The 25,335-nt window shown below is 53.7% G+C and carries 24 protein-coding genes and 4 pseudogenes; 20 read left to right on the forward strand and 8 right to left on the reverse strand.

All coding sequences use genetic code 11. The annotated features are described in order from the left end of the window. Positions 1-114: 114 nt before the first annotated feature. From B5G12_RS12725 to B5G12_RS12795, 15 genes and pseudogenes are all read left to right on the forward strand, one after another. Positions 115-585 carry a PcfB family protein gene (locus B5G12_RS12725; RefSeq protein WP_087325261.1) on the forward strand — a complete coding sequence of 157 codons (471 nt, stop codon included), beginning with the start codon at positions 115-117 and terminating at the stop codon, positions 583-585. Next, a pseudogene (locus B5G12_RS12730) lies at positions 582-865 on the forward strand (VirD4-like conjugal transfer protein, CD1115 family); the annotation flags it as partial. The gene B5G12_RS12725 and the pseudogene B5G12_RS12730, both read left to right, overlap by 4 nt. A gap of 32 nt (positions 866-897) precedes the next feature. Beyond that, positions 898-2,772 carry a recombinase family protein gene (locus tag B5G12_RS12735; RefSeq protein ID WP_087325263.1) on the forward strand — a complete coding sequence of 625 codons (1,875 nt, stop codon included), beginning with the start codon at positions 898-900 and terminating at the stop codon, positions 2,770-2,772. A gap of 78 nt (positions 2,773-2,850) precedes the next feature. After that, positions 2,851-3,042, forward strand: a complete 192-nt coding sequence (locus B5G12_RS12740; RefSeq protein ID WP_002592869.1) for a transposon-encoded TnpW family protein — start codon at positions 2,851-2,853, stop codon at positions 3,040-3,042. A 134-nt stretch (positions 3,043-3,176) separates the two neighbouring features. Then, positions 3,177-3,473, forward strand: a complete 297-nt coding sequence (locus tag B5G12_RS12745; RefSeq protein ID WP_002592868.1) for a hypothetical protein — start codon at positions 3,177-3,179, stop codon at positions 3,471-3,473. 185 nt (positions 3,474-3,658) lie between these two features. Beyond that, positions 3,659-4,492, forward strand: a complete 834-nt coding sequence (locus tag B5G12_RS12750) for a methyltransferase domain-containing protein (protein ID WP_002584969.1) — start codon at positions 3,659-3,661, stop codon at positions 4,490-4,492. Positions 4,493-4,623: 131 nt separating this feature from the next. Further along, positions 4,624-4,920 carry a DUF3847 domain-containing protein gene (locus tag B5G12_RS12755; protein WP_022030174.1) on the forward strand — a complete coding sequence of 99 codons (297 nt, stop codon included), beginning with the start codon at positions 4,624-4,626 and terminating at the stop codon, positions 4,918-4,920. A gap of 239 nt (positions 4,921-5,159) precedes the next feature. After that, positions 5,160-6,668 carry a MobQ family relaxase gene (mobQ, locus tag B5G12_RS12760; RefSeq protein WP_144064158.1) on the forward strand — a complete coding sequence of 503 codons (1,509 nt, stop codon included), beginning with the start codon at positions 5,160-5,162 and terminating at the stop codon, positions 6,666-6,668. 14 nt (positions 6,669-6,682) lie between these two features. Next, positions 6,683-8,584: an AAA family ATPase gene (locus B5G12_RS12765; protein WP_087325265.1), complete on the forward strand. Its 1,902-nt coding sequence runs from the start codon at positions 6,683-6,685 to the stop codon at positions 8,582-8,584. Between the two features lie 86 nt (positions 8,585-8,670). Continuing rightward, positions 8,671-8,910: pseudogene (locus B5G12_RS15245) on the forward strand (type IV secretory system conjugative DNA transfer family protein); the annotation flags it as partial. Positions 8,911-8,980: 70 nt separating this feature from the next. Further along, a pseudogene (locus tag B5G12_RS15250) lies at positions 8,981-9,388 on the forward strand (recombinase family protein); the annotation flags it as partial. 123 nt (positions 9,389-9,511) lie between these two features. Then, positions 9,512-10,438, forward strand: a complete 927-nt coding sequence (gene dag1 / locus B5G12_RS15015) for a Dag1 family anti-phage DNA glycosylase (RefSeq protein ID WP_242956041.1) — start codon at positions 9,512-9,514, stop codon at positions 10,436-10,438. 268 nt (positions 10,439-10,706) lie between these two features. Continuing rightward, the gene (locus B5G12_RS12785) at positions 10,707-11,018 is read left to right on the forward strand and encodes a hypothetical protein (protein WP_204245685.1); all 312 of its coding nucleotides are present in this window, start codon (positions 10,707-10,709) and stop codon (positions 11,016-11,018) included. Then, positions 11,015-11,395 carry a TnpV protein gene (locus tag B5G12_RS12790; RefSeq protein WP_087325268.1) on the forward strand — a complete coding sequence of 127 codons (381 nt, stop codon included), beginning with the start codon at positions 11,015-11,017 and terminating at the stop codon, positions 11,393-11,395. Before B5G12_RS12785 ends, B5G12_RS12790 begins: the two co-directional genes overlap by 4 nt. A gap of 13 nt (positions 11,396-11,408) precedes the next feature. Then, a complete protein-coding gene (locus tag B5G12_RS12795; protein WP_522731445.1) occupies positions 11,409-11,609 on the forward strand; it encodes a DUF6809 family protein in 201 nt (66 codons plus the stop codon). Positions 11,610-11,804: 195 nt separating this feature from the next. Here B5G12_RS12795 and B5G12_RS12800 read toward each other — a convergent pair whose 3' ends face one another. The 8 genes from B5G12_RS12800 to B5G12_RS12835 form a co-directional block, all read right to left on the reverse strand. Further along, on the reverse strand, positions 11,805-12,377 hold the full coding sequence (locus tag B5G12_RS12800) for a DUF624 domain-containing protein (RefSeq protein ID WP_087325270.1): 573 nt from the start codon (positions 12,375-12,377) through the stop codon (positions 11,805-11,807). Between the two features lie 102 nt (positions 12,378-12,479). After that, positions 12,480-14,138 (reverse strand): glycoside hydrolase family 13 protein, encoded by a 1,659-nt coding sequence (locus tag B5G12_RS12805; protein WP_087325272.1) that lies wholly within the window; start codon positions 14,136-14,138, stop codon positions 12,480-12,482. A gap of 15 nt (positions 14,139-14,153) precedes the next feature. Next, positions 14,154-16,112: a glycoside hydrolase family 31 protein gene (locus B5G12_RS12810; protein WP_087325273.1), complete on the reverse strand. Its 1,959-nt coding sequence runs from the start codon at positions 16,110-16,112 to the stop codon at positions 14,154-14,156. 84 nt (positions 16,113-16,196) lie between these two features. Next, positions 16,197-17,072 (reverse strand): carbohydrate ABC transporter permease, encoded by an 876-nt coding sequence (locus tag B5G12_RS12815; protein WP_087249244.1) that lies wholly within the window; start codon positions 17,070-17,072, stop codon positions 16,197-16,199. A 16-nt stretch (positions 17,073-17,088) separates the two neighbouring features. Continuing rightward, positions 17,089-17,991, reverse strand: coding sequence for an ABC transporter permease (locus B5G12_RS12820; RefSeq protein ID WP_087325276.1), 903 nt, complete (start codon positions 17,989-17,991; stop codon positions 17,089-17,091). 18 nt (positions 17,992-18,009) lie between these two features. Next, positions 18,010-19,209, reverse strand: a complete 1,200-nt coding sequence (locus B5G12_RS12825; protein ID WP_204245686.1) for a type 2 periplasmic-binding domain-containing protein — start codon at positions 19,207-19,209, stop codon at positions 18,010-18,012. Then, complete coding sequence (locus B5G12_RS15255; RefSeq protein WP_087325287.1) at positions 19,185-19,262, reverse strand: twin-arginine translocation signal domain-containing protein; 78 nt, start codon at positions 19,260-19,262, stop codon at positions 19,185-19,187. Before B5G12_RS15255 ends, B5G12_RS12825 begins: the two co-directional genes overlap by 25 nt. A 218-nt stretch (positions 19,263-19,480) precedes the next feature. Next, positions 19,481-20,545 (reverse strand): LacI family DNA-binding transcriptional regulator, encoded by a 1,065-nt coding sequence (locus B5G12_RS12835; RefSeq protein ID WP_087325277.1) that lies wholly within the window; start codon positions 20,543-20,545, stop codon positions 19,481-19,483. Positions 20,546-20,937: 392 nt separating this feature from the next. Between B5G12_RS12835 and B5G12_RS12840 the strand changes: the two genes are divergently transcribed. The 5 genes and pseudogenes from B5G12_RS12840 to B5G12_RS12860 all read left to right on the forward strand — a co-directional run. Beyond that, a complete protein-coding gene (locus tag B5G12_RS12840; RefSeq protein WP_522731446.1) occupies positions 20,938-21,165 on the forward strand; it encodes a DUF3847 domain-containing protein in 228 nt (75 codons plus the stop codon). Between the two features lie 268 nt (positions 21,166-21,433). Beyond that, positions 21,434-23,005, forward strand: coding sequence for a MobQ family relaxase (mobQ, locus tag B5G12_RS12845; protein ID WP_087325289.1), 1,572 nt, complete (start codon positions 21,434-21,436; stop codon positions 23,003-23,005). Between the two features lie 171 nt (positions 23,006-23,176). Continuing rightward, complete coding sequence (locus B5G12_RS12850; RefSeq protein WP_087325279.1) at positions 23,177-24,220, forward strand: Fic family protein; 1,044 nt, start codon at positions 23,177-23,179, stop codon at positions 24,218-24,220. Between the two features lie 185 nt (positions 24,221-24,405). Beyond that, positions 24,406-24,648 carry a hypothetical protein gene (locus B5G12_RS12855; RefSeq protein WP_087325281.1) on the forward strand — a complete coding sequence of 81 codons (243 nt, stop codon included), beginning with the start codon at positions 24,406-24,408 and terminating at the stop codon, positions 24,646-24,648. Positions 24,649-24,652: 4 nt separating this feature from the next. Next, positions 24,653-25,335 (forward strand): annotated as a pseudogene (locus B5G12_RS12860) (DNA methylase); the annotation flags it as partial.

The following is a 25,335-nucleotide window of genomic DNA, read 5'->3' on the forward strand; positions in this document are numbered from 1 at the left end:
ATCGCCATCCGGCTGGACTGACCATGTGGACGAGCGCGGTATTTTTTGCGGCGGGTACCTGGTTCGGCTTTTTCATCGTGGCCCTGATGCAGGCGGGAAAGGAGGATGACCCCCATGCAAGAAGATGTGGAGAACAGAACGATCAACTTCGCCATCAGTACCACCAAGCTGACAGGCCGGACGATCCTGGCGGCAGCCCGTAAGTTCTTGCAATGGCGGGCGGGCAAGACGCACGGTAAACCGGTGGGCAAGCAAAGCGTCAAGCAGCTGCTGCGGCAGGATCAGGGGGCCACCAACATTGAGATTGAGAAAACCGGCATCCGGGATTTCAAGCGGATCTTGGACAAGTATGGTGTGGACTACGCCATCACCAAAAACCACGATGACCCGCCGCGGTATCTGGTTTTCTTCAAGGCGCAAGACGCCGATACTCTGACCGCCGCCTTCAAGGACTACTCTGCCAAGCTTGTCCAGAAAGAAAAACGCCCCAGTGTTCTGGAGCGCCTGCAACAGTTCAAGGCCCTGGCTGCTGAGCTGGTGCCCGGCAAGATGCGGGAAAAGAAACAGGAGCGTGCCGGCCGATGAACCGAAACACCAAACGCCTTGTGCTCCTGAACCTGCCCTATGTCCTGATGGGCCTGTACGCCACCAATCTGGGTTATGCCTGGCGGCTGGCTGTCGGGACTGACTTCTCTGAAAAGATGATGTCTCTCATGTCGGTGCTGCCGGACGCATTGGGCCGCATCCTGCCCAGTTTCCACCCGCTTGACCTGGTTATTGGTCTGTGCTGCGGCTGGCGGTCTACCTGAAAGGCAAGAACGCTAAGAAGTACCGCCACGGCAGCGAGTACGGCTCGGCCCGTTGGAGTGCATAATTTTAAGTGTAAAGGACACCTACATGGACGCACAGGAGGTTATGCACATGACTGATTATAGCAAAATTACCGCCCTTTACTCCCGCCTTTCCGTGGGCGACGAGGACAGGGACGGCGGTGAGAGCAACAGCATACAGAACCAAAAAATCTTTTTGGAGAACTATGCCAGAGGACAGCACTTAACCAATATCCGGCACTACATTGACGATGACGAAAGCGGCAGATTTTTTGACCGTTCTGCCTACTCCCGCATGATGGACGATGTAGAAAACGGAAAAATCGGTGTCTGCATTATGAAAGACCTGACGCGCTGGGGGCGCGACTATCTCCAAGTTGGCAACGCTATGGAGATATTCAGACGGAACAATGTGCGCTTTATCGCGGTCAACAACGGGATAGACAGCGAGAAGCCCGACACATTGGAGTTTGCGCCCTTTATCAACATCATGTCGGAGTGGTACGCAAAGGACATCAGCAAGAAAGTAAAGACCGGCATTAAAACGAAGGGCATGAGCGGAAAGCCGATTGCCACCGAAGCCCCCTACGGCTATATGAAAGACCCGGACAACAAGGATTTTTGGATAATCGACGAGGAAGCCGCCGAGGTTGTGCGCCTTATTTTCCGTCTGTTTATCGGCGGGAAGAACCGCAACCAAATCGCCGTATATCTGACGCAGGAGCAAATCCCTACCCCTACTTTCTACATGAAAGACCGGGGACGGGGAACGTGTAAAAACAAGGCGCTCAATGAGGATAACCGCTACAAGTGGAACAAAGCCACTTTGACCCATATCCTTACACGGCAGGAGTATTGCGGCGATGTAGTCAACTTCAAGACTACAAAGCATTTCCGGGACAAGCGGAACCACTATGTAGACCGGAGCCAATGGCAGATAACCGAAAATGTGCATGAGCCGATTATTGACCGCGCCGACTTTGAAACCGCACAGCGGATTTTGGAAAACGCGCCCGTCAGACGCCCCAACGGGGACGGGGAAATCCACCCTTTGTCGGGCTTGCTTTTCTGTAAGGATTGCGGCGCAAAAATGCACATCCGCATAGATTACAGAAACGGCGGCAAGCGGCACGTTGCCTATTGCAGCGAGTACCACAAGGGAAAAGCCAAAAACCCCAAATGCCATTCCCCGCACATCATTGACGCGGACTTGCTCATGCAGACCGTCGCGGAAGTGCTGAAGAAAATCGAGGACTATTCTATCAGCAACCGGGCGGAGTTTGAAGCCTTAGTGAAAAAGAACCTTGCCATGCAGCAGACCGACCAGACCAAAAAGCAGCAGAAGCGTATCCCACAAATCACGACGCGCCTTGAACAGATCGACAAGGTGCTGAACAAGCTCTATGAGGACAACGCCCTCGGCACTATCCCGCAAGACCGCTACGAGCAAATGTCGCAGAAGTATTCAGAAGAATACTACGCATTGAAAACGGAGCTTTCCATACTCCAAGAGCAGCTATCCGCTTATGAGAACGCGGGAGGACGGGCGCAGAAGTTTTTGAAGCTGACGGAACGCCATGCCGCCTTTACTGACCTCACCCCCGCCATTCTCAACGAGTTTATCAGCAGGATTGAAGTGCATGAGCGCGACCAGAAAAGGGCGAGATACGCAATCCAGCACATCAGCATATATTTCAACTATATCGGCAGATTTGAGAACGAAGTAACGCAGCTTGCAGAGCCGACAGAGCAGGAAATCCGGCAAATGCGGGAAGAAATCGAAGAAGCCAAAAAGGAAAAGAGCCGCGCCTACCACCGGAAGTATTCAAGGGAGTACCGGGCGCGAAACCTTGAAAAGCAGCGGGAGTATGAGCGTATCAAGGCGCGGGAATACCGGGCAAGGAGAAAGGCGCAGACCGCCGCCGCACAGCCCGCACAGTAAAACAGAATAACCGACAACCAAGAGGGATTTTCCGGCTACGGGAAGTCCCTCTTTTGTGCCCGGAGAAAGGAGCTGCCTATGGCAGAACAGACCCCCGACAGTATCATCACGACGCAGAGAAACGGGCAGACTATTGTTGCGGAGTTATTTTTCAATCACAGCAGCACAGAAACATTCCGCGACAAGCTGCTCAAGACGATACTTGCCGACAGTTCGTGTTTATCTGCGTCTGACGGTCAAGAGCCGGAAAAATCGGAAATCTTGCGATAACAGCCGCCCCGACGATACATTCCACGTCCGGGCGGTTTTTATCGTCAAAAACGCCGTTTTCTCCAAGTCAAGAGCCGGAGAAAACACCCGAAAAATGCCCCTATTGCGTAACAGGGGCACAGAAAGGAGTTTGCATGAGAACAGGGCTTACCAAGCAGGAAAAGACCACCGATATTTGGTTTGACGAGAAAGACCCCCTTATCCATATCCGCACCCACAACACCGCCTTGAAAAAGCGTCTGCTTGCATACAGCCGCCGTTATCCGGCGATCTGCCAGCAGACTGACGCAGACCCGGAAACGGGCTGCATGGAGTTTGACATTGAGAAAGGCCGCTTCTCTTTCCGTCTGACCGCCCCATACAGCGAGGAACGGCGGGAAGCGGCGCGGCGGTATGCCAGAGAGAGCAACGTCGCCGACAGGCTGAAATAGAGTTGAAATGTTCATAGTTTTGTGCTATACTTTTTCTAAAAGCAGAGTAATACTGCGGAATTGATTGGAGGACAACACAATGGTTACATTTATGAGATTAAGATAAAACCGCGAGTTATGTTGCGGTTATCCGTATTGCATAACTCGCTTATTGAAGCAGAGATGTAATTACGGAGGAAAAACAAATGAATAATAATTTATCACGCTTTGCAGACAGCAAGGTTTATTTTCAATGCCCAATTTGCACAAAATCAATGGATATACAAGGCAATAGCCTAATTTGTAGACATGGACATTGCTTTGATATTTCAAGATATGGGTATGTAAATTTGTTGTTAAAATCATCGCCCAAAACCAACTACAGCAAGCGGTCTTTTGACAACCGGCACCAAATTTTGGAGTATGGCATGTATGATGTTGTGTTGGAGAAAATCATACAGTTTATTTCTGATACGCCATCTATAAGAAACATTTTAGATGTTGGTTGCGGCGAGGGTTTCTATGCAAGGCAGATACAGCAAAGAACAGAACGAAACATCTTTGCCTTTGACTTGTCAAGGGAGGCAATACAGATTGCATCAAAAAAAGACAAGCGCAAAGCAGTGAAGTGGTTTGTTACTGACTTATCAAAAATCCCTTTGAAAGACGGAAGTATGGATTGTATTTTAGACATATTTTCGCCTGCACACTACAAAGAATTTCAGCGATTGCTATCTCCTAACGGATATGTTGTGAAAGTAATTCCTACGAAAAATCATTTGAGGGAAATCAGGACTAAAGTGCAAGCACACTTGAAAAATCCAGATTATTCAAATGAGTCTGTCGTTGAATATTTTGAGAAATATCTTAAAACCATTTCAAGAGAAACGGTTTCAGCCACCGTACAGTTGTCATCAGAACAAAGAATGTCGTTTATTGAAATGACGCCGCTTCTCTTTTGCGTTGAAAAAGATTGCGTTGATTGGCGTACTCTCACACATTTGACAATCGAAGCTGATGTTTTAATAGGAATGTATTAAAGGGCGTATTGATATTTAATATTCCCATTTATTGAGCAGAACGGAGTAAACCAAACACCCTAATCAAAAGGACAGCCGAGGAAATCGACTGTCCTTTTTCTATGCCGACAGGTAGAAAGGAGTGACCACCCATGACGAAACCGAGAGAAAAAAAACGCGAGGAATTGCAAGCCGAGATTGAGGACGGGAAGAAGAAAATCCGGCAGCTTGAAAATCGGGAAAAGGTGTTGCGGCAAAAGTTATCCCAAGAGGAACGCAGGACGCGCAGCCATCGGCTGATCGTCCGGGGTGCGGTCTTTGAGAGCATTGTGCCAGAAGCAAAGACCATGACCGACGAAGAAGCCGCCGCCTTTCTCCGGCTTGCCCTGACGAGCGAGGAAGCGCGGGGCTATCTGAAAAAACGCACCGAGGGCGGGAAAAGCGAATAATCCCTTTGGTACAAAGGGCGCACTTATACACCCTTACGGGTGCGTGCGCTCTGCCGAGGGCTTGTCGGCACAGAGAGAAAGCCGCTTGCTTCCCTCTCTGACCGACATTGGCGGCTTTGCCGCAACAAGGGGCTGCACCCCTTGCGCCGCTTACGCGGCTATCCCTGCACACCCACAAAAACAGTATACCAGCCTTTGGCGTCTGTACCATTTTTGCGGGTTTTCATTTTATCCGGGAGGTGATACCCATAGCCATCTATCATTGTAATATCAGCATTGTCAGCCGGGGCAAGGGCAAATCAGCCGTTGCCGCAGCCGCCTACCGAAGCGGCGAAAAGCTGACAAATGAGTGGGACGGAATGACACACGACTACACCCGCAAAGGCGGTGTTGTCCATACGGAAATTATGCTGCCACCCCACGCCCCGCCCTCTTTCTCTGACCGTTCAACCTTGTGGAACAGCGTGGAGCTTTACGAGAAAGCCGGGAACGCCCAGCTTGCCAGAGAGATTGACGCGGCGCTCCCCATAGAGTTATCCAGAGAGGAACAAATCCGGCTTGTCCGGGAATACTGTTCCTCTCAATTTGTTTCCAGAGGAATGTGCGTTGATTATGCCATTCACGACACCGGCAAGGGCAATCCCCATTGTCACATCATGCTTACCATGCGCCCCCTTGACGAGCGCGGCGCATGGGCGGCAAAGTCCCAAAAGGAATATGACCTTGATGAAAACGGCGAGCGTATCCGCTTGCCAAGCGGCAGATACAAGACGCACAAAGTTGACCTGACCGGCTGGAACGACAAGGGCAACGCCCTCTTGTGGCGTAAGGCATGGGCGGATATTTCAAACGCCTACCTTGAACGAGCCGGAAGCCCGGAGCGTATCGACCACCGCAGCAACGCCGAGCGCGGCATTGGCGAGATACCCACCGTCCACATGGGCGTGGCGGCTTGCCAGATGGAGAAGAAAGGTATTGCCACCGAGAAAGGCGAACTGAACCGGAATATCCAAAAGGCAAACCGCCTTATACGGGAAATCCGAGCGCAGATTGGAAAGCTCAAAGAATGGATTGCCGACCTGTTCAAAGCGTGGGAAACCGCCCCGGAACAGCCGCAACAATCCCCCGGCCTTGCAAATCTGCTGATGAAGTATTTGAGCGTTCAGAGAGAAAAGAGCCGGAAGTATTCGCAGCGTTGGCAACAACAGCACACAGCCGATGAACTGAAAACCATAGCGGCAGCGGTCAACTATCTGACCGAGCATGGTATCTCTACCCTTGATGAGCTGGACGCAGCCCTTTCCTCTGTCAGCGAACAGGCCGACACTATCCGGGCAGGAATGAAAACCGCCGAGGAACGCATGAAGAAGCTGCAAAAGCTGATTGAATACGGGAAGAACTACACCGAGTACAAGCCCGTTCACGATGAGCTGAAAAAGCTGCAAAACGGCTGGACAAACAAGCGCGACAAGTACGAGGAAGCCCACCGCGCCGAGCTTACGCTATGGAACGCAGCGAGCCGCTATCTCCATGCAAATCTGCCGAAAGGGACAAAGACCTTGCCTATCTCTGAATGGGAAAAAGAGTACGCCACTCTCAGCGGGCAGAGAACAGCGGAATATACCAAGCTGAAAGAAACCCGCGCCGAGGTTGCCGAGCTGCACAATATCCGCAAGTGTGTTGACATTGCGCTGAAAGCCGACCAGCCGGAGCAGACCCGCGCCAAGCGGCACGACATAGACCGATGAAAGGAGTGAGTTTTTTGTACTACACCCAAGAACAGATAGACCGGGCGAACCAAGCCGACCTTGTTTTGTTCCTGCAATCGCAGGGGGAACCGCTGGAACGCGCCGGACAGGAATACCGATGGAAACGGCACGACAGCTTGACCGTCCGGGGCAACAAGTGGTATCGCCACAGCCAGAGCAAGGGCGGCGGCCCCATTGATTTTGTCATGGAGTTTTTTGGCAAGAGTTTTACCGAAGCCGTTGAACTTCTCACAGGAGAAAAGGGAGCCGCACCGCCGCCGGATAGACCAAGCTCCGCGCCCCTCTCCGACTTCCGGCTACCGCCCCGCAGCCCCGACAACCGAACAGCGAGGAACTACCTCACAGCCGCCCGCCGCATTGATGAAGATGTGACGGGCTTTTTCTTTGCCAGCGGCGATATTTACGAGGACGCAGCCCACCACAACGCCGTATTTGTGGGGCGGGACGAGGACGGAATACCGCGCTACGCCCACAGCAAGGGAACGGCGGGAAACTTCCGCCTTGATGTGAAAGGCAGCGACAAAGCCTTTAACTTCTGCTACCGGGGCGAGGGCGAAAGAGTGTTTGTCTTTGAAGCCCCCGTTGACCTGCTTTCTTTCCTCTGCCTGTTCAAAAAGGATTGGCAGAAGCAAAGCTACCTGTCATTGGGCGGCGTGGGAGAAAAAGCCCTGCTCCGCTTTCTCTCTGACCGTCCGAACATCAAGACCGTTTACCTCTGCCTTGACAGCGATGAAGCCGGGAACGACGCTTGCAGCCGCCTTGTAAAGCTCATGCCGGAGGGCTATACCGTCCACCGGCTTATCCCTCTTTTCAAGGATTGGAACGAGGTATTGCAGCACCGGGCAGAAATCACAGACGGGAAGTATATCCGGGAAGCTGTTTACGGCTTGAAAGAGCCGCCGCAGGAAGAAACCGTCGAGATTATCCGCATGAGCGAGGTTGACACGCAGACCGTTGAATGGCTATGGGAGCCGTATATCCCGTTTGGGAAAGTAACCATTGTGCAAGGCAACCCCGGCGAGGGCAAGACCACCTTTGCCCTACGCCTTGCCGCCGCTTGTACCAACCGCAAGCCGTTCCCCCACATGGCAGCGCATGAGCCATTCAATGTGATTTACCAGACCGCCGAGGACGGTTTGGGCGACACCATCAAGCCCCGCCTTATGGAAGCCGAAGCAGACCTTGACCGCATTCTTGTCATTGACGAGAGCAAGCAGGGGCTTTCCCTTTCCGACGAGCGCATAGAGAGAGCTATCCGGCAGACCGGGGCGCGGCTGATTATCCTTGACCCCATACAGGCGTACATGGGCGAAAAGACCGACATGAACAGGGCAAACGAGGTGCGCCCCATGTTCCGCCGCCTTGCCGATGTTGCCGAGCGTACCGGGTGCGCCGTTATCCTTATCGGACACTTGAATAAAGCCGCCGGAGGACAGAGCGCATACCGGGGCTTAGGTTCTATTGACTTCCGCGCCGCAGCAAGGAGCGTCCTGCTGATTGGGCGCGTGAAGCGGGAGCCAAATGTGCGCGTTATCGTCCATGACAAATCTTCCCTTGCGCCGGAGGGCAAGCCCGTTGCCTTTTGCCTTGACCCGGAAACGGGCTTTTCGTGGATAGGCGAGTATGACATTACCGCCGACGAGCTGCTATCCGGCGCGGGCGGCAACACGGCCACCAAGACCGAACAGGCGGAACGGCTGATACTTGACCTGCTTGCAGACGGGAAAGAGCTTGCCAGCGAGGAAATTGTAAAGGCCGCAGCCGAAGCCGGAATATCTGAAAGGACGGTGCAGAACGCCAAGCGCAACATGGGCGGTGTTTTGGATGCAAGGCGCGTCGGCGGTCAATGGTACAACTTCATCAAGAAGAAGCAGCCGCCCGAACCCGCAAGCTGAAAACGCAAAGTGCAGACCCTTTGCGCTTTGCACTTTCGCGCTTTCACTTTGATTGTGCGTCAATAACTCAAAATAGCACTTGACAAAACGCTTCATGGGGCACCCATGAGGACATCGCACCCTACATCGACCCGGTGTTCCAGAACAATGTGATTCTGACTAAAACCGAGAGCCTGACCATGAACAGCCGCCCCAAGGACCCCAAGACCGCCAGAAACAAAAATGTGCTGGTGATCGGTGGCTCCGGTTCCGGCAAGACCCGCTTCTGGCTGAAACCGAACCTGATGCAGATGCACAGCTCCTATGTGGTGACAGACCCAAAGGGCTATACTTGGGTGGGATAGAGAAAAGGAATGTCACACAAAGAAAAGCCAACAAGGAAAGGAGGTGAAAACCGTGGCCAGAACTGAAGATATCAAGATTACGGCTCTGTATGAGAGACTATCCCGTGATGACGAACAGGTGGGCGAATCCAACAGCATCCAGAACCAGAAGATGTACCTGGAGGAGTACGCCCGGCACCATGGACTGCGGAATATCCGGCACTTTTGGGACGATGGCTACACCGGCACCAACTTCAACCGCCCCGGCTTCAACGCCCTTTTGAGCGAGATTGAAGCGGGTCATGTGGCCACCCTGATTGTCAAAGACCTGAGCAGGTTCGGGCGGAACTATCTGCAAGTGGGCTACTACACAGAGGTTGTGTTCCCCAAGAAGGGTGTCCGCTTCATTGCCATCAACAACAGCGTGGACAGTGCGAAGCCCTCCGACAATGACTTCACCCCATTCCTGAACATCATGAATAATTTGTTTTGCTTTTCAACGATGCTTACCAACGCCCTCATGCAAGGGTTACGTTGACATTATCTGTTGACAACTCATTATCGCCATGATATAATGCAAGAAAAATCATTGGGCGGTATGGGTATGTCACAAAAAACGGCTGATAGTAAAATAGCGGAATTGCGCCAAGGGTTTTCCGAATACCTTAAAGCGCAAGGGAAAAAATCATATGGAACTACCGTATCAGATGCCTTCTATCTGTATAGGAATAGTTTCAATCTTGACTTTTTAGCTCTGCTGGATATTGAGGAAATTCAGCAGTTTCAAAACAGAGCAAATGAACTGTTAAAATCTATCCTGCGTGAAAAGTCCTCTGCTAATGGTGGCAACATAGGGACATACGCAAGTGCCATAACTCAGTTGTGGAAATATATTCATTCTAATGGTGCGAATGGCGTAATCTCTGCCACTTTTGTACCATCCTCGCCCTCTGCAACTTTCCATATACCTCGCCCATCATGTGAAGAGGTAGAACGGTATTTGCATAGATGGAATACAACTGCCGATTTGTTTCAGCCGGAAACCGTATTAAAAAAACTATTTACCGAAACCCACCCCAAAAACAACTCAATCGACGATATTATTTTGAAAGTTGCCGCTCTCAATACCGTATATAACACCTACATCTATTCTGTTTATCCTGTTGCACAGCACATCCTTTCTCTCAAAATTGATGAACGGCTTTCTGCGGGTGATGAAACGCTTGTTAATGAACTCATGCGGGTACTTTATACAGATGGCGGGAAAATAGAACATTACTCTTTTGCAACGAAATATTGTAGTTTTCATAACCCGGACGCATTTCCCATCTATGACAGCTATGTAGGTAAGATACTGCAATACTATCGGAATCAAGAGGGATTTTCTGATTTCAAAAATAGTGACCTAAAAAATTATCCTCATTTCAAGCGTATTCTGTCTGATTTCCGCCAACATTTCGGGCTGGAAAAGTACACCACAAAAGAATTTGACCAATACTTATGGCAATTTGGCAAAGAATATTTCAAATAAAAGTACGCCTGTAACAATCTCGCTACGAGAGCGGCTGTTACAGGCGTTTTTCTTTTTGGTGTGTAGTTTGTTGCTCTGTGCGCTGTAATTGCGAGAGAGCGCACGAGAGCGGGGGAGAGCAACGGCTATGCGGACAAGTAGTGTTTCATAAATTCTTCTGCGAAAAGACAAGGCCAAGACCGACCCGGAAGCCGCTGCAAAGTGGGCTGCTCTAAAGGCCAGAGAGGCCGAAGCCCGGCAGCGGAAAAAAGAACGGGAAGAAGCCCGGATGGCAGCTGACCCGGAATATGCAGCCATGATGGCAGAGCGCAAGGCTGAATATGAACGCACCAGGACAGCCAAACGCAAAGCCGAACACGATGCCCTGGTGGAACGGGCCAAGACTGACCCCGAAGCCGCCCGGCAGCTGGCAGAACACAGAAAGTACCAGAGCGAGGCCGCTGTGAGAAGTTACCAGAAGATGAAAGCGGCCGCAGAAGCCGGAGACCCGGAGGCCGTCAAACGATACGAAGCCCATCTTGCCAAGCGCAGGGAGGACTACCACAAAAAGAAAGAACAACAGGAGGCGATTTCAGCATGAAGCTCGAACCGAAAGTCCATGACAACAGGAATGGTCTAGATTATGTCCTAACGGACCATTATTATCTTCCGGCGCTGAGGCTGCCGGAAGATAAACGCCCCATCGGCCGCTGGGGCCGATTACATAAAGAATACCTGAAAACTTACAGGCCGGTCCTTTATCAAGCGCTGCTTCTGTCTGGAAAGCTGTATACCATCTTGGCTGACCTGGATGAACAGGCTGCCGAACGGTGCCGCCTGATTGTCCGGCAGATGGCCCAGGCTGAGGGCATCACGGAGGAACTGAAAGCAACCGATCCGGTACGCTGGGTGCAGGCCATGAACTCCATCCGCAGCCGGGCCGAGGAAATCATCCAGGCTGAGATGATCTATGTGTGAGGAGGGCAGGACAATGATTCTGGAAGCGATTTATAATGGGGAATTTTATCCCAGTGAGAAAGTGGTGCCTACTTCGCCGGCATACATAGAGGCCCTCAAAATCTGTGAGAAGCTGATGGAGCAGCTTTCCAGGCGGCTGAGTAAAGAGGACTACGCCCTGGTGGAAGAACTGCAAACCCAGTCCTCTATCGCCCAGGGCGAGGAGAGCGAGTAGCACTTCAAGTACGGATTCTCAGCGGGACTGCTGGTGCAGCAGGAAGCGATGGAGCAAATGAAGAAAATGGGCACCACAGGGTGAGCTGCCCGATATACAACTTTTGGCCCCATCAATAATTGGCAGGGGGCCTGACAGATCATCTGTCAGGCCCCCTGCCTTTGGTAGAAAAGAATGGTCAAATTGGAGGAAAGGTCAATCCTGATGGGAACAGTCTTCGTTCTCCTTGTCTATGCCATCGTCTATATCGGGAAGATATTGATAGAACACCTTTTTCTCAAGGACCCACCGGGCAAACAGCGCATATCCGGCAGGTGCCAGAAGGATCAGCGGCGGGCAGAATGCTGTCAGTAGGCCGAACGCAGCCAGCACCACCAAAAGCAGCAGACTTTTGTCAAAATGGAGCAATGCCATGGCACCGGACTGCAACACCGTCTTTTTGACCGGGTCGTCGAATCTTGCCACATAGGCTGCGTTGTAGATCATCCAGGCCAGCCCACAGGTACTCAGCACTGTAAAAATGATCCAGAGATTACCCGTCGCTGCCTGTTGCCCCTTGAGGTAATGGGTCATAAAGCAGTCAGCCAGCAGGATGCTCTCCGGCACTGCCAGAGCAAGAAAGCTCAAAGTTGCCTGTCGGAAGCTCCGGCGGTAGGCCCGGAAAAATTCCTCGCTGACCGTTCCCCGGTCCTCAATTAGGGACTTGTTCACTGCATAATAGAGGGCTGTGCTGGAAATGCCCAAGGTAAACAGCGGCAGGCTTCCTATTAGCTACAGCAGGCTGAGAATCACCATATCCGCAACCCGGGTTAAAAAACGGAACAGAGGGGCATCCAGGTCGAAAAAGTCATTCATAGGGTATCACCTGGTTTACTTCTGGAGCACAAAGGCCTCGAAGGGGCGCATGGTCACGGCGCCGTCGGGGGCGCTGCCGGGGTAATTGTCGATCAGGCACCGGGCCCCGGCAAAGTCGGCGGGAATGGCAAAGGCCGCTTCCTGATCCGAGAAATTGCAGGCAATCAGGTAGTCCTCGCCGGTCTCGGCCAGGGTGCGCCGGTAGGCGAAAATCTGGGGATCCGCCTCCGCTAGCAGCTGGAAGGAGCCGTACACCAGCCCCAGATGGGCTTTGCGCAGGGCGATCATCTTCTTGTAGTAGTTGAGCACCGAGTCCGGGTCTTTGGCCTCGGCGGCGGCGTTGATGGCGGTGTAGTTGGGGTTCACCTGGATCCAGGGGGTACCGGCGGTGAAGCCGGCGTTGGGAGAGTCGTCCCACTGCACCGGGGTGCGGGCGTTGTCCCGGCTGCGCAGGGCCAGGCACGCCATCATTTCGTCTGCAGAAATCAAGCCTGCGCCGGTCAGCTCCTTGAAGGCGTTGAGACTTTCGATATCCCGGTACTGGCTGAGATCTTTGAAATAGGCGTTGGTCATCCCCAGTTCATCGCCCTCATAGATGTAGGGAGTACCCTGCAGGCTCAGCAGGCAGGTGGCCAGCATCTTGGCGGAGAGGGGCGAGTCATCGCCCCAGCGGGATGCAGCCCGGGGCTGATCGTGATTGCCCCAGAACAGGCTGTTCCAGGCTTTGCCGTCCAGGCCAGTCTGCCAGTGACTGAGAATTTTCTTGAGCTGCATAAAGTCGTAGCGCTTGGTGGTCCACTTGCCCAGGGGCCCGTCCCCAATGCCGACGTGCTCAAACTGGAAGACCATGTTCAGCTCCTTGCCGTCCAGCCCCGCATACTGGGGGGCGTTTTCCACCGTGGCGCCGGGGGTCTCGCCCACCGTCATGATGTCGTATTTCGAGAGAACCCGCCGGTTCATCTCCTGCAAAAATTCATGGATGCGGGGCCCATTGACATAGTAGGGACCGCCATTGCCATACAGTCCGTGTTTCTCGCCATCCGGAAAGCGCTGGTCCTTGGAAATCTGACTGATGACGTCCATCCGGAACCCGTCGATGCCCTTGTCAAACCACCAGGTCATCATGTTGAACACTTCGTCCCGGACTTTGGGGTTCTCCCAGTTCAGATCGGGCTGCTTGGGGGAGAACAGGTGCAGGTAATACATATCGGTCTGGGGGTCGTATTTCCAGGCCGAGCCGCCGAAGCAAGCGCCCCAGTTGTTGGGCTCGTGGCCGTCTTTGCCAGGCTTCCAGATATAGTAGTCTCGGTAGGGGTTATCCACCGACTTGCGGCTCTCGATGAACCAGGGATGCTCGTCCGAGGTGTGGTTGACCACCAGGTCCATCACGATCCGGATGCCCCGCTGATGGGCCTCGGCCAGCAGGGCGTCAAAGTCCTCCATGGTGCCGAACCGGGGGTTGATGGCCCGGTAGTTGGAGATGTCGTAGCCGTTGTCGTCCATGGGGGAATCCATGATGGGGCACAGCCACAGCACATTGACCCCCAGGTCCTTCAGATAGTCCAGCCGGGCGCGGATGCCGTTGAGATCCCCGATGCCGTCCCCGTCCGAGTCCTGGAAGCTGCTGGGGTAAATCTGATACACAACGCTTTCTTTCCACCATTTGCGGTCCATGGCAAAACCCTCCTTTTATTCTGCGGGGATGGTGACCCCGTCGTCGTCGTAGCGGTCATAGCTGGCCCCGGGCCAGCCGATCATCTGAATGGTGGCGGGGTCGATTTCGGCCACCGTCTGGGCGGCGTCCGCCACCGGGATGCAGGCGCCCTTGCGGATGAAGAGGGGCACCTCGTTGAGGGCCACCTTCACAAAGTGGGTGCCGGCGGGGAGGACTTCCTGTGTGATGCGGCCCTCGGGGCCGAACTTGACAAACAGCATCTCCTCGGGCAGATACACCATCCGTCCGGTGGCGTTCTGGGTGTAGACCGGGGCAATCATCACCTCATTGCCCAGCATCAGCTGGTCCTCGGTCTGAAGGGCGATCTCGTCTTCGGGGTAGACGAAGGCCAAGGGCTTGAACAGCATATCGCCGTTCAGGGCCGCCTTCATGTATTCGCTGTAGAGGTAGGGGATCAGCCGGTAGCGGGTCTCGATGACGCTGCGGAAATCCTCGGGGCCTTCAAACTGGTAGAACTCCTGCCGGCGGGTGTCGCTGCCCGAGTGGTTCCGCATCAGCGGGGTAAACACCCCCAGGGCCAGCCACCGCAGCAGCAGATCCCGGCTGGTGTCGGCGTTGAAGCCCCCCAGATCCGCCCCCACATACAGGAAACCGCACATATTGAGGGAGGGCAGCATCTTGAGGTTCAGCAGCAGATGGCTCCACCAGGAGTGGTTGTCCCCGGTCCAGATGCCGCCGTACCGGTGCATCCCGATGCAGGAGGACCGGGAAAACAGCAAAAACCGCTTGCCCGGGGCAATCTTGGCCAGCCCCTCCGAGGCGGCCCGGGTCATGTTGTAGCCGAACAGGTTGTGGACCTGGTCGTGGCGGACCATTTTGCCATTCACCTTATGGTAAAAGCGCTTGTAATCCTCGGGGTGGTTGCTCAGGTGCAGCCAGCCCAGGGTCTGGCGGCCGTTGTCCACCAGGCCCTCCTGGTCCATCACCGGGGCGTCGGCCAGACGCTCCTGCAACCCCTCCCGGGAATAGAAGATGGCGGGCTCGTTCATGTCGTTCCAGAAGCCCTCGATGCCGCAGTCGGTGAGGGCCTTGTACTGGCTGCCGAACCAGGCCCGGGCCTCGGGGTTCAGTACGTCGGGGAAGTGGCTCCAACCCGGCCACACCACCGCCTCAAAGTCGGTGCCGTCGGCCCGCTTGCAGAAGTAGCCCTTTTCCTTGCCCTCGTCGCAGACCGAATAGCCTGCTTCCTCTTTGACGCCGGCGTCGATGATGGGCACCAGCCGGACCCCCTGCTCTTTCATCTCGGCCACAAAGCCGGGGAAGTCGGGGAATTCCTCGGGGTTCACCGTGAAATCCTTGAAGTGGTCCATGTAGTCGATGTCCATGTACACCATGTCCAGGGGAATATGGGCCTGGCGGTGTTTGGTGACCACTTCCTCAAAGTCGGCCCGGGTCTTGTAACCGTAGCGGCTCTGGCCGAAGCCAAAGGCAAACTTGGGCGGGATGTAGCTGCGGCCGATGATGGCCCGGAACTGCCGGACCACATCGCAGGCGCTGTCGCCGGTGATGACGTAAAGGGCCAGGTCGGCCCGCTCACAGGTGACTTCCAGCCAATCCCTGCGGGTGAAGCCGATGTCAAACCGAATCCGGGCGGGATAGTCGAAGAACAGCCCCAGATTCTGCTGGCCCGAGATCACGATGAAGTTGTGGGCGGCGTACATTCGCTGCTTGTTTTCGGTGTGGAGGCCGTCGTCCACATTGTCGCTGACGTAGACAAAGCCCCGCTTGTTGATGCCGCGGTTGGCTTCGCCCAGGCCGTAGACCCGGTCGCCCTCCGCCAGGGGGCAGGCAAAGCAGAAGCCGGTCTCGCTGGTTTTGACCGTTCCCACAGGGGGTTCGCCCTGGCTTGCAGGGATTGGTGCGACCACCGATTCGGTGTCAAAGGGGACACCATAGAGATACTTTTGAATCATACCGTTCTCCCAAATAAAAGTGACTGAGTGGTTGTTTTGTCAGACAGAGCGCCCCGTCTTTGGAGCGCTCTGAAAGGATGCAAATCAGCCCTTGACCGAGCCCACCACAATGCCGGAAACGAAGTACCGCTGCAGCAGGGGATAGATCAGCAGCAGCGGGATAACTGCAACAACGATCTTGGCTGCATTGAGGTTGGTGTTGCCCAGGGCGGCAGAATCCACCACGGCAGACAGATTGCCCTGCTTGATCAGATCTTCCACGTTGATCTGCAGGCTCTGGATATAGGTCATCAGGGGGTAATAGGTGGCTTTGGACATGTAGATCAGGCCGCTGTAGAAGTCGTTCCAGCTGCCCACAATGCTGAACAGGGATACGGTGGCCAGAACCGGCTTGGAAATGGGGATGAAGATCTTGGTCAGAACCTGGAGCGGGTTGGCGCCGTCAATGAAGGCGGCTTCCTCAAGCTCTTTGGGAACGGCAGCAAAGAAGTTCATCACCAGGATGACATTGAAGATGGGCACGGCTCCCGGCAAAACCAGGGCCCAGACGGTATTGAGCAGGCCGTAGGATTTGACAACCAGGAAGGTGGGGATCATGCCGCCGTTGAAAAGCATGGCAAAAATCATCAGGTTTGCATAGATGTTGCGGCCCCGGAACTGTGCGTTGGTTTTGGAGAGGGGATAAGCCATCAGTACGATCAGCACAAAGTTGATGATCAGGGCCAGCACAACCCGCTCCACCGAGATCAGGAAGGAGTGCCAGAACTGGGAGTCCTCCAGGATCTTCTCATAGGCTGCGGTGCTGAATCCCACCGGGATCAGCCCTACCATGTTGCCTTCCACTGCTGCAGAGGAGGAGAAGGAGATGGCAATAATGTTCAGCAGCGGCAGCAGACAGATCAGGCCCAGCAGGATAATAATGATGTAGATGATGGCAGTGCGGAGTTTATCAGCTTTCATTGCCGGACGGACCTCCTTAGAAAATTTTGCTGTCGGTGTACTTCTGAGCCAGCTTGTTGGCGCCGATCATCAGAACAAAGGCGATCACGGACTTCAAAAGGCCCACGGCGGTGCCGAAGCTGTACTGCAGGCCCTGCAGGCCGACGCGGTACACATAGGTGTCCAGAATATCACCGGTGGCATAGACCGATGCGCTGTACAGGTTATAGACCTGGTCGAAACCGGCGTTCAGGATGTTGCCCAGGTTCATGACGGCCATCAGGACGATGGTGGTGCGGATGCCGGGCAGGGTGACATGCCAGACCTTTTTCCACCAGGTGGCGCCATCGATGGAAGCAGCCTCGTAAAGGGTGGAGTCGATGGAAGTGATGGCTGCCAGATAGACGATGGAGCCATAGCCGAACTCTTTCCAGGTGTCGGTCAGGATCAGCAGGGGCTGGAACAGGGAGTTGCTGCCCAGCCAGTTCAGCGAGGTGCCCAGCATTGCGTTGATGGAGCCGTCCAGGCTGAACAGATTCTTGATGACCAGAGCCAGCACAACCCAGGACAGGAAGTGGGGCAGGTAAACCACCGTCTGAACCGACTTTTTCAGGGTCCGGTTCTTGACCTCGTTGAGCAGAATCGCAAAGGCGATGGACATGATGGTGGTAAAGACGATTTTGCCCAGGGCAATGATCAGGGTGTTGCGGAACAGCTCAAAGCTGTCCGGCATTTCGAACAGGTATTTGAAATGTTTGAGGCCCACAAAGTCAGAACCGAAAAAACCTTTGGCGGGTTTGTAGTCCTGAAAGGCCATGATGACGCCGAACATCGGAACAAAGTTGAACAGAATCAGGAAGATGAAACCAGGGAGCATCATGCCGTGGTAATACAGTTGATAGGCCTGGTTTGCATGGATCTTTTTGACCTGATTTTTCATCCGGTTCCACCCCCTTTGTTACTGTGCAAAGTATTCCTGGACTTCCTGGGCGATTGCGTCGCCGCCCAGACGCTTCCACTCGCTGGCAAAGGTATCAAAATAATCGATGGGCTGTGCGCCGGTCACGATTGCCACATAGGCCTCCAGCTCGGTCTTGTCCAGGGTTGCCTTTTTCTGCTCGCTGGTGGGGGTGGTGGGGGGATACTTGGGGGTGATCCATTCGGCGTTGCCGTTCTTTTCCAGCGCATCGATGGATGCGCCCAGGCCGATGATGCGGGACTCATAGAAGTGCCAGCCGCCCAGGGTTTCCTCGGTGACGTTCTGGGGATCCTTCAGGTAGTCCAGAATGGCCTGGGAAGAGCCTCTGTTCTCGGCAATGGTGGTTTCCTCAGGGGTCATTTCGCCGTTGATGACGGCCATGTGCTCGGTGTAGTAAATGGAGGGGTTGTTGGAGGGCAGGACTTCCATGTAATAGGGACGGCCCTCGTTGTGTCCGCCGGCGTTGATGTAGGCGATGACCTCCGGCGCGGTTTCCGCGGTGGCGTGGGCCAGATCGTCATAGAGGATGTTCAGCATTTCCAGTGCCACCTGGGGATACTTGCAGTCCTTGCTGACCACCAGGAACCGGTCGGCGGCGTTTTCGTGATAGGTGTGCACGATGCCGCTGTCATCGGCCACCGTATAGGCGATGTACTCGGCCTCCGGCACCAGGGCCTTGACGTTGCTCAGACGCCAGTCGGGGATGTGCCATGCGCCAAAGACGATGCCCAGCTCGTTGTTGATCATCATGGCGTTGATGTCATCGGTGGTGCGGGTGCCGAACTGGGGATCCAGAATGCCCTCTTCGTACCACTCGTTCATCTTGGCCCAGGCGGCTTTGACTTCAGGCTCCAGGGTGGACCAGCTCATGGTGCCGTCGGGGTTTTCGATCCAGCGGTCGATGTAGCCGCCCATAGCGTTGGCAATGCACATGGCATCGCCGATATCATTGCCGGAAAAAGCCATGCCCACGGTGCTGTTGCCGCCGCCTGCATTGGCATCCACAAAGGCCTTGGCTACAGCGGCGATGTCGTCCAGTGTGACGCACAGGTCGCCGTCTGGGTCGGGGTTGAGGCCCAGCTTGTCCAGCCAGTCCTTGCGCATCCAGCACAGGACAGGGACGCTGTTGTCGGGGTTGGTGCCGGGAATGCCCATCAGCCGGCCGTCAAAGGTTGCCATGCCCAGGCAGCGGTGGCAGCCTTCAAAAACGATCTGCGCGAAATCTTTCTCATGATAGAATCCTCCACGACGTTCAGTCAGATTTTCAGGAATTTGTTTTTTGTCTGCCCCATCCGGGACCCAAAAAACAAATCCCCTTCCAGTTTGTATATGTCTCGTTCTGACAGGCTGCGCAGCGTGTCTTTTTGACGAGCTCATTATACGAAACCGAAGAGGATTTGAAAAGGGTTTTGCGCAACGTTTCCTACGAAACTGATAAATACCACAAGAATTATTTGTATGTTTTGTGCAGATCTTTTGACTGGGGCGCGGCGTTGGGGGTTGATTCGCGCACTGAGTTGCGGCGGATCAGTTCAACAGGCTGAACGTAATTTTTACACTCCACCGGTTCCTGCCGAATCAGACGCACCAGCAGTTCCACGGCGGCCTCTGCTTTGGCCGGGACGTTCTGACGCACTGTCGTCAGAGGGGGACGCAGGAGTTCTGCATAGATGCAGTCGTCAAACCCGGTGACCGAGACCTGCTCCGGCACCTGTATGCCGTGGTCCTGCAGATAATTCATCACTTCTGCCGCATCATAGTCAGAGGCTAGGGCTACAGCCCCGGCCTGGACAAAGCGATCCAAATAGTGGCCGTACATGACACGGCGCAGAGAAATATCCTCGGGAAGAAGAATATGGCGTTCTTCTCCGCAGTCAATCCCGGCAGAGTGCATCTGATGCTGAAATCCTTTCCAGCGGTAATGGTCTCCGCCGACATCACACTCGGCGGCAAAGATGGCCTGGGTGTACCCGTTGTCCAGCAGATACTTTGCAACCATGGCGCCGCCGCCGAAATCATCGATCCCCACATTGACGTAGTGATACTCTGCCTCGGGATAGGTGTCAATCAAGACCATATATTTGTTGAGCTGCCTGCGCAGCTCCTTGTATTTCTTTTCGTCAAGTCCCAGGACGACAAGACCATCCACATTCCATCGGGAGGCAATCTCTGCCACCTGGTCCGTATTTTTGTCCTGGCCATCGATCAGCATGACGTAATATCCGTTTCGATGGGCTGTCTCTTCTACACCAGACAGAAGTTCTGCCACAAAGGTATCGCGCAGAGCAGGGATGCCGTGGACACAGCTGTAGCCCAGCACCAGTCCAATGATGCAGGACCCTTTGCGGGTCAGCTCACGGGAAGATGTATCCGGGACATAGCCCTCCTGGTTCAGAATTTCCGAAATTTTCCGGATCATTTCCTTGGAAACTTTTTTGGTGTTGCCGTGCAGCACATTGGACACTGTTGTCCGGCTTACACCAACTTGATCTGCAATATCCTGCAAACGCTTCATGGCTGTTCACACGCTCCCTGTTTGATCAGTTGAAACGCAAATGGCTTTCAACGTAATCATAGCATATTCATACAGTAATTGCAATCCGAATGATCCTTTGATCTTCAATGAATTCTGGACTCAAATAAAGACTTTTTTGATATTAATACCCAGTAGTGCTTAATCATCTGTTTGCAGGATGATGAAAGCAAGAAAAATGCCTGCCTTTTCATAAGCCCGGCAGAATGAATGCAGCATAATGAAAATCGTTTTGATAGAAAATTGTGTGGAACATTCTGCCAATTTTATCATTTATAAAGGAGATGGAGATTTATGAGTGAAAAGCTGGACCACATGAAAGACCAAAAGGAAAAGGCCGAACAAAAGCTCCGCTACTACCAGCACCAGGAAAAATGCTGGAGCGCCGGATACCGGAGCTGACCCGCAAGGCCCGCACCCATCGCCTCTGCACCCGCGGCGGAATGCTGGAAAGTTTTCTGATTTGTCCGGGGGAACTGACCGACGACCAGGTGATGGAGCTGCTGAAACTTTCATTTCGTCAACAGGAGGTTGTACTGGCCCTGGCAAAGATGATTCACGATGTGCAAGAAGCCCGGAACGTTCCAGACCCTTCAGGATGAAGGGCGCAATTATACACCGTTCCGGTGCAATTGCGGTCTTGCAGACGGCTTGATGAAACCGGGCTGGCGTTCCGTTCACCACCCTGATTTCATCCCAAGGAAAACTGCATTTTCCTTGCGCTGCTTCGCAGCTATCCTTTTGCAGCTCTCGCCCAGGGCCGAAGCGCACTTCGCTCCATCCCTGGACAGAGAGCACAACCGAATACGATTCCAAACCGTTCGTCAAGAGCAATCCTGACGGACGGTCTTTGTTTTGGAGGTGATACCTATTCCGTGTCCGCATTTCCAAATCACCATCACCCAGCGCAGCAAAGGACAGTCTGCCGTCGCAGGTGCCGCCTACCAGAGCGGCGAGAAGCTGTTTTCTGAGTATGACCAGAAAACCAAAAACTACTCTGGCAAGCGCGGCATCCTGTACACCGAAATCATGCTGCCGTCCCACGCTCCGCCGGAGTACGCCAACCGGGAAACCCTCTGGAACTCGGTGGAGGCCGCCGAAAAGCAATGGAATGCCCAGCTGGCCCGGCGCTTTGTGCTGGCCCTGCCCAAAGAAGTCCCGCCGGAGCAGTACCCGCAAATGGTCCGAGACTACTGCGAGAAACATTTTGTTTCCAAGGGAATGGTTGCTGACTTTGCCATCCATGACCCGGTCCCGCCCGGGCACAATGTTCACTGTCATGTGATGCTGACCCTTCGTGCCATGGACAAACAAGGCAAGTGGCTCCCCAAGAGCCGGAAAGTGTACGACCTGGATGAGAACGGTGAACGCATCCGCTTGCCTTCCGGTAACTGGAAAAGCCACAAGGAGGATGCCGTTGACTGGAACGACCAGAAGTATGCAGAGGTTTGGCGGCAGGGCTGGGCTGATACCGTCAACCATTACTTGGAAGCAGCGGAGCGGCCAGAGCGGCTTGACCTGCGCTCGTATGAGCGGCAGGGACTGGATGTGATCCCCACTGTTCACATGGGGCCTGCGGTGGTTCAGATGGAGCGGCGCGGCATCCAGACCAACATCGGAAAACTCAACCGGGATATCAAAGCAGCCAACCAGATGTTGTCTGCCATTCGTAAAACCATTCGCGGCCTGCTGGATTGGATTGAGGAACTGATCCAGGCAGAGAAAGAACTGGTGAAAGAAAAAGCAGCCGCCTCAGACCTTGGTGTCCTCCTCAATAATTATTTGAACCAGCGGAAAGCGGAACGGAGCGATTGGTCTTGGTCCGGTCAGCAGAAGGGCGACCTGAAAGATTTGAAGGATGTATCCAGGGCGATTGCTTATCTCCAGCACCATAAGATCATGACCCTGGAGCAGCTGAACGCCGTCCTGTCCGGTGTGAAGCAAAAAGCCAGCCAGGCCCGTACCGGTATGAGAAAGGCCGAGAAGCGGATGAAGGATATTGCCGGTATTCAAAGCGTAGTTGCGGTTTGCCAAGAGCAGAAACCCGTCCATGACAAGTACCTGAAGATCGGCTGGAAGAAGCGGCAGGCAGCCTTTGCTGAGAGCCACCAGGAAGAACTGAAAGCCTACAACAAAGCCTATCGCTACTTGAAAGCGCAGCACGTTGACTTGAACGTGAATCTGGATGCCCTGGAAGCTGAGTACAGCAAGCTGCAAGCAGATCACGCAGCCTTTGCCCGGCAGTTGGAACAGGTGCAGGCGGAGCTGAAACCGCTGAACGAGGTCCGCTATTGGGTCAGTCAGGTTTTGGGAGCGGAACAGGTGGAGAGTCTGGACAATGCCGAAGGTAAGCAGTCGGTGGTGGAACAACTTCGTCAGACCCGCAAGCACACCCAGAAACAGGACAAGGCATCCCAGAAAGAACAAAAGATGGAACTGTAAGGCATCCGGTCGGGTGCCTTTTTCTGTCTGGAAAAAACAGTGTTCACTCAATCGGTTTTCGATATTGTCATAATTATTGCACTGGTTTGGGCGGAAAATGACACGACTCTTGAATTATATCACAAATCACGGTATAATTTGTGATATAAAAAGGAGAGGCGGTGAAATCCCATGCGTTCATTTGATTATTCAAAGCTGAAAGACCGATCCTGGGACAGTGAGATTCTGGGGTATGTGGCACAGATTCACGAATATAAGGGACGACAACAGGCGCTTTTGCGTCAGAGGGCAGCGGAGCTGGACAAACTGGTGGAAATCGCCAAGGTCCAAAGCACAGAGGCTTCCAATGAGATCGAGGGCATCCGCACCACGAATACCCGGCTGAAACAGTTGTGTGCCGACAAAACCACACCGCGGAACCGGGATGAAAAGGAGATCATGGGATATCGGGATGTGCTGAATACCATCCATGAGAACTATGAATATATTCCTTTGCGTTCCAACTATATTTTACAGCTGCACCGGGATTTGTACCAATACTCGGAAAAAAGCATCGGAGGAAAGTTCAAGAATACCCAGAACTATATCAGCGCAACGGATGGAAATGGGAATACCTTTGTGCTGTTTACGCCGCTGCCGCCCTATGAGACACCGGATGCAATCGGCCAAATCTGTGACAGCTATAACCGTGTGATGGACACGCAGGAGATTGACCCACTGATTCTGATTCCGGTGTTCATCCATGATTTCCTGTGCATCCATCCGTTCAATGACGGAAATGGGCGGATGAGCCGCTTGCTGACCACCTTGCTGCTTTATCGCAGCGGGTACTTTGTGGGAAGATATATTTCGCTGGAAAGCAAGATCGCCCGCAATAAGAATCTTTACTATGATGCCTTGGAGGCCTGCCAGGGGGGCTGGCATGAAGGCACCGATGACCCCACGCCCTTCATCAAGTATTTGCTGGCGGTGATCCTGGCCGCTTATAGAGAATTTGACGAGCGGATGGAGCTGGTGGAGGACAAACGCCCAGCACTGGAAGTTGTGCGGCAGGCAACAGAGCGCAAACTTGGAAAGTTCACCAAAGCGGACATGATGGAAATGTGCCCCACTTTAAGTAAGACCTCGGTGGAAAGCTCCATCAAGAAACTGGTTGACGAGGGTTTCCTTGTCAAACATGGCAGCGGCCGCGCCACATTTTATACAAGAACCTGAGAACACTGGCAGAAAGCACCTGATTCAGAAGCGAGTCAGGTGCTTTCTGTTTGGACTTTTTTTAAGGATGAATGCAGGCATGGAAGAATCAAAGCCGACTGTGACACCGCTTTTTGAGGCGGAAATTCGGAAGATATTCCCTCTGAATATCTTGACAACGTACCCCCAAGAGAAGGAGGAATAGAATGAACAGCATCGAACTCGACGGCGCTAACGCCGTCAATGCACTGGACAATCAGGCCGCCATCACTGGCGGCTCTTTTTCTATGAAAATTGGAAAGACCCGGTTCATCGTGCGTGTCATGGGAACTAAAAATGACGAAAAAACGTTTGAATCTGCACTTCGTGAAGCCTGTGCGCGGGACATTCTAAACGAAGCCAGACACTCCAATTTGGAGTATTTAGAGAAAATGCGGAAAACCTCTTGACAACTTGCTTCCCGAGGGAACCGGCTACCGGGCACGGACCCGCTTTGCAAAATTCTTCAACCTCCCCGAGCTGATGACCATGTTCAAGGAGGTGGCGGACATCAAGACCAGTGACCAGCTCCATCTGCCGGTGCCGGAAGCCAAATTTGAAACAGTGCTGGTCAAGCCGTCGGAAATCCAGAAGGAGATGGTGCAGTCTCTTTCCGAGCGGGCAGCCAAAATCAACGCCGGGATGGTGGATGCTTCCGAGGACAATATGTTGTGCGTCACAAATGATGGGCGGAAGATCGGCCTCGACCAGCGCCTCATGAATCCGTTACTGCCCGACGATCCGAACAGCAAGCTGAACGCCTGTGTATCCAACGTGCTGCGCATCTGGGAGGAAGGCAAAGAGGACAGACTGACCCAGCTTTTGTTCTGCGATTTGTCCACGCCCAAGGGCGACGGGCAGTTCAACGTCTACGATGATGTGAAGAAAAAATTGCTGGCAGCGGGCGTGCCGGAAAGTGAGGTGGCCTTCATTCACACCGCCGACACCGAGGCCAAGAAGAAGGAATTGTTCTCCAAGGTGCGCACCGGACAGGTGCGCATTTTGCTTGGCAGTACGGCAAAAATGGGGGCGGGCACCAACGTGCAGGACCGTCTTGTTGCCGTTCATCATCTGGATGTGGGCTGGAAACCCTCTGA

Source organism: Faecalibacterium sp. An58, from assembly GCF_002161515.1.
GTDB lineage: Bacteria > Bacillota > Clostridia > Oscillospirales > Ruminococcaceae > Faecalibacterium > Faecalibacterium avium.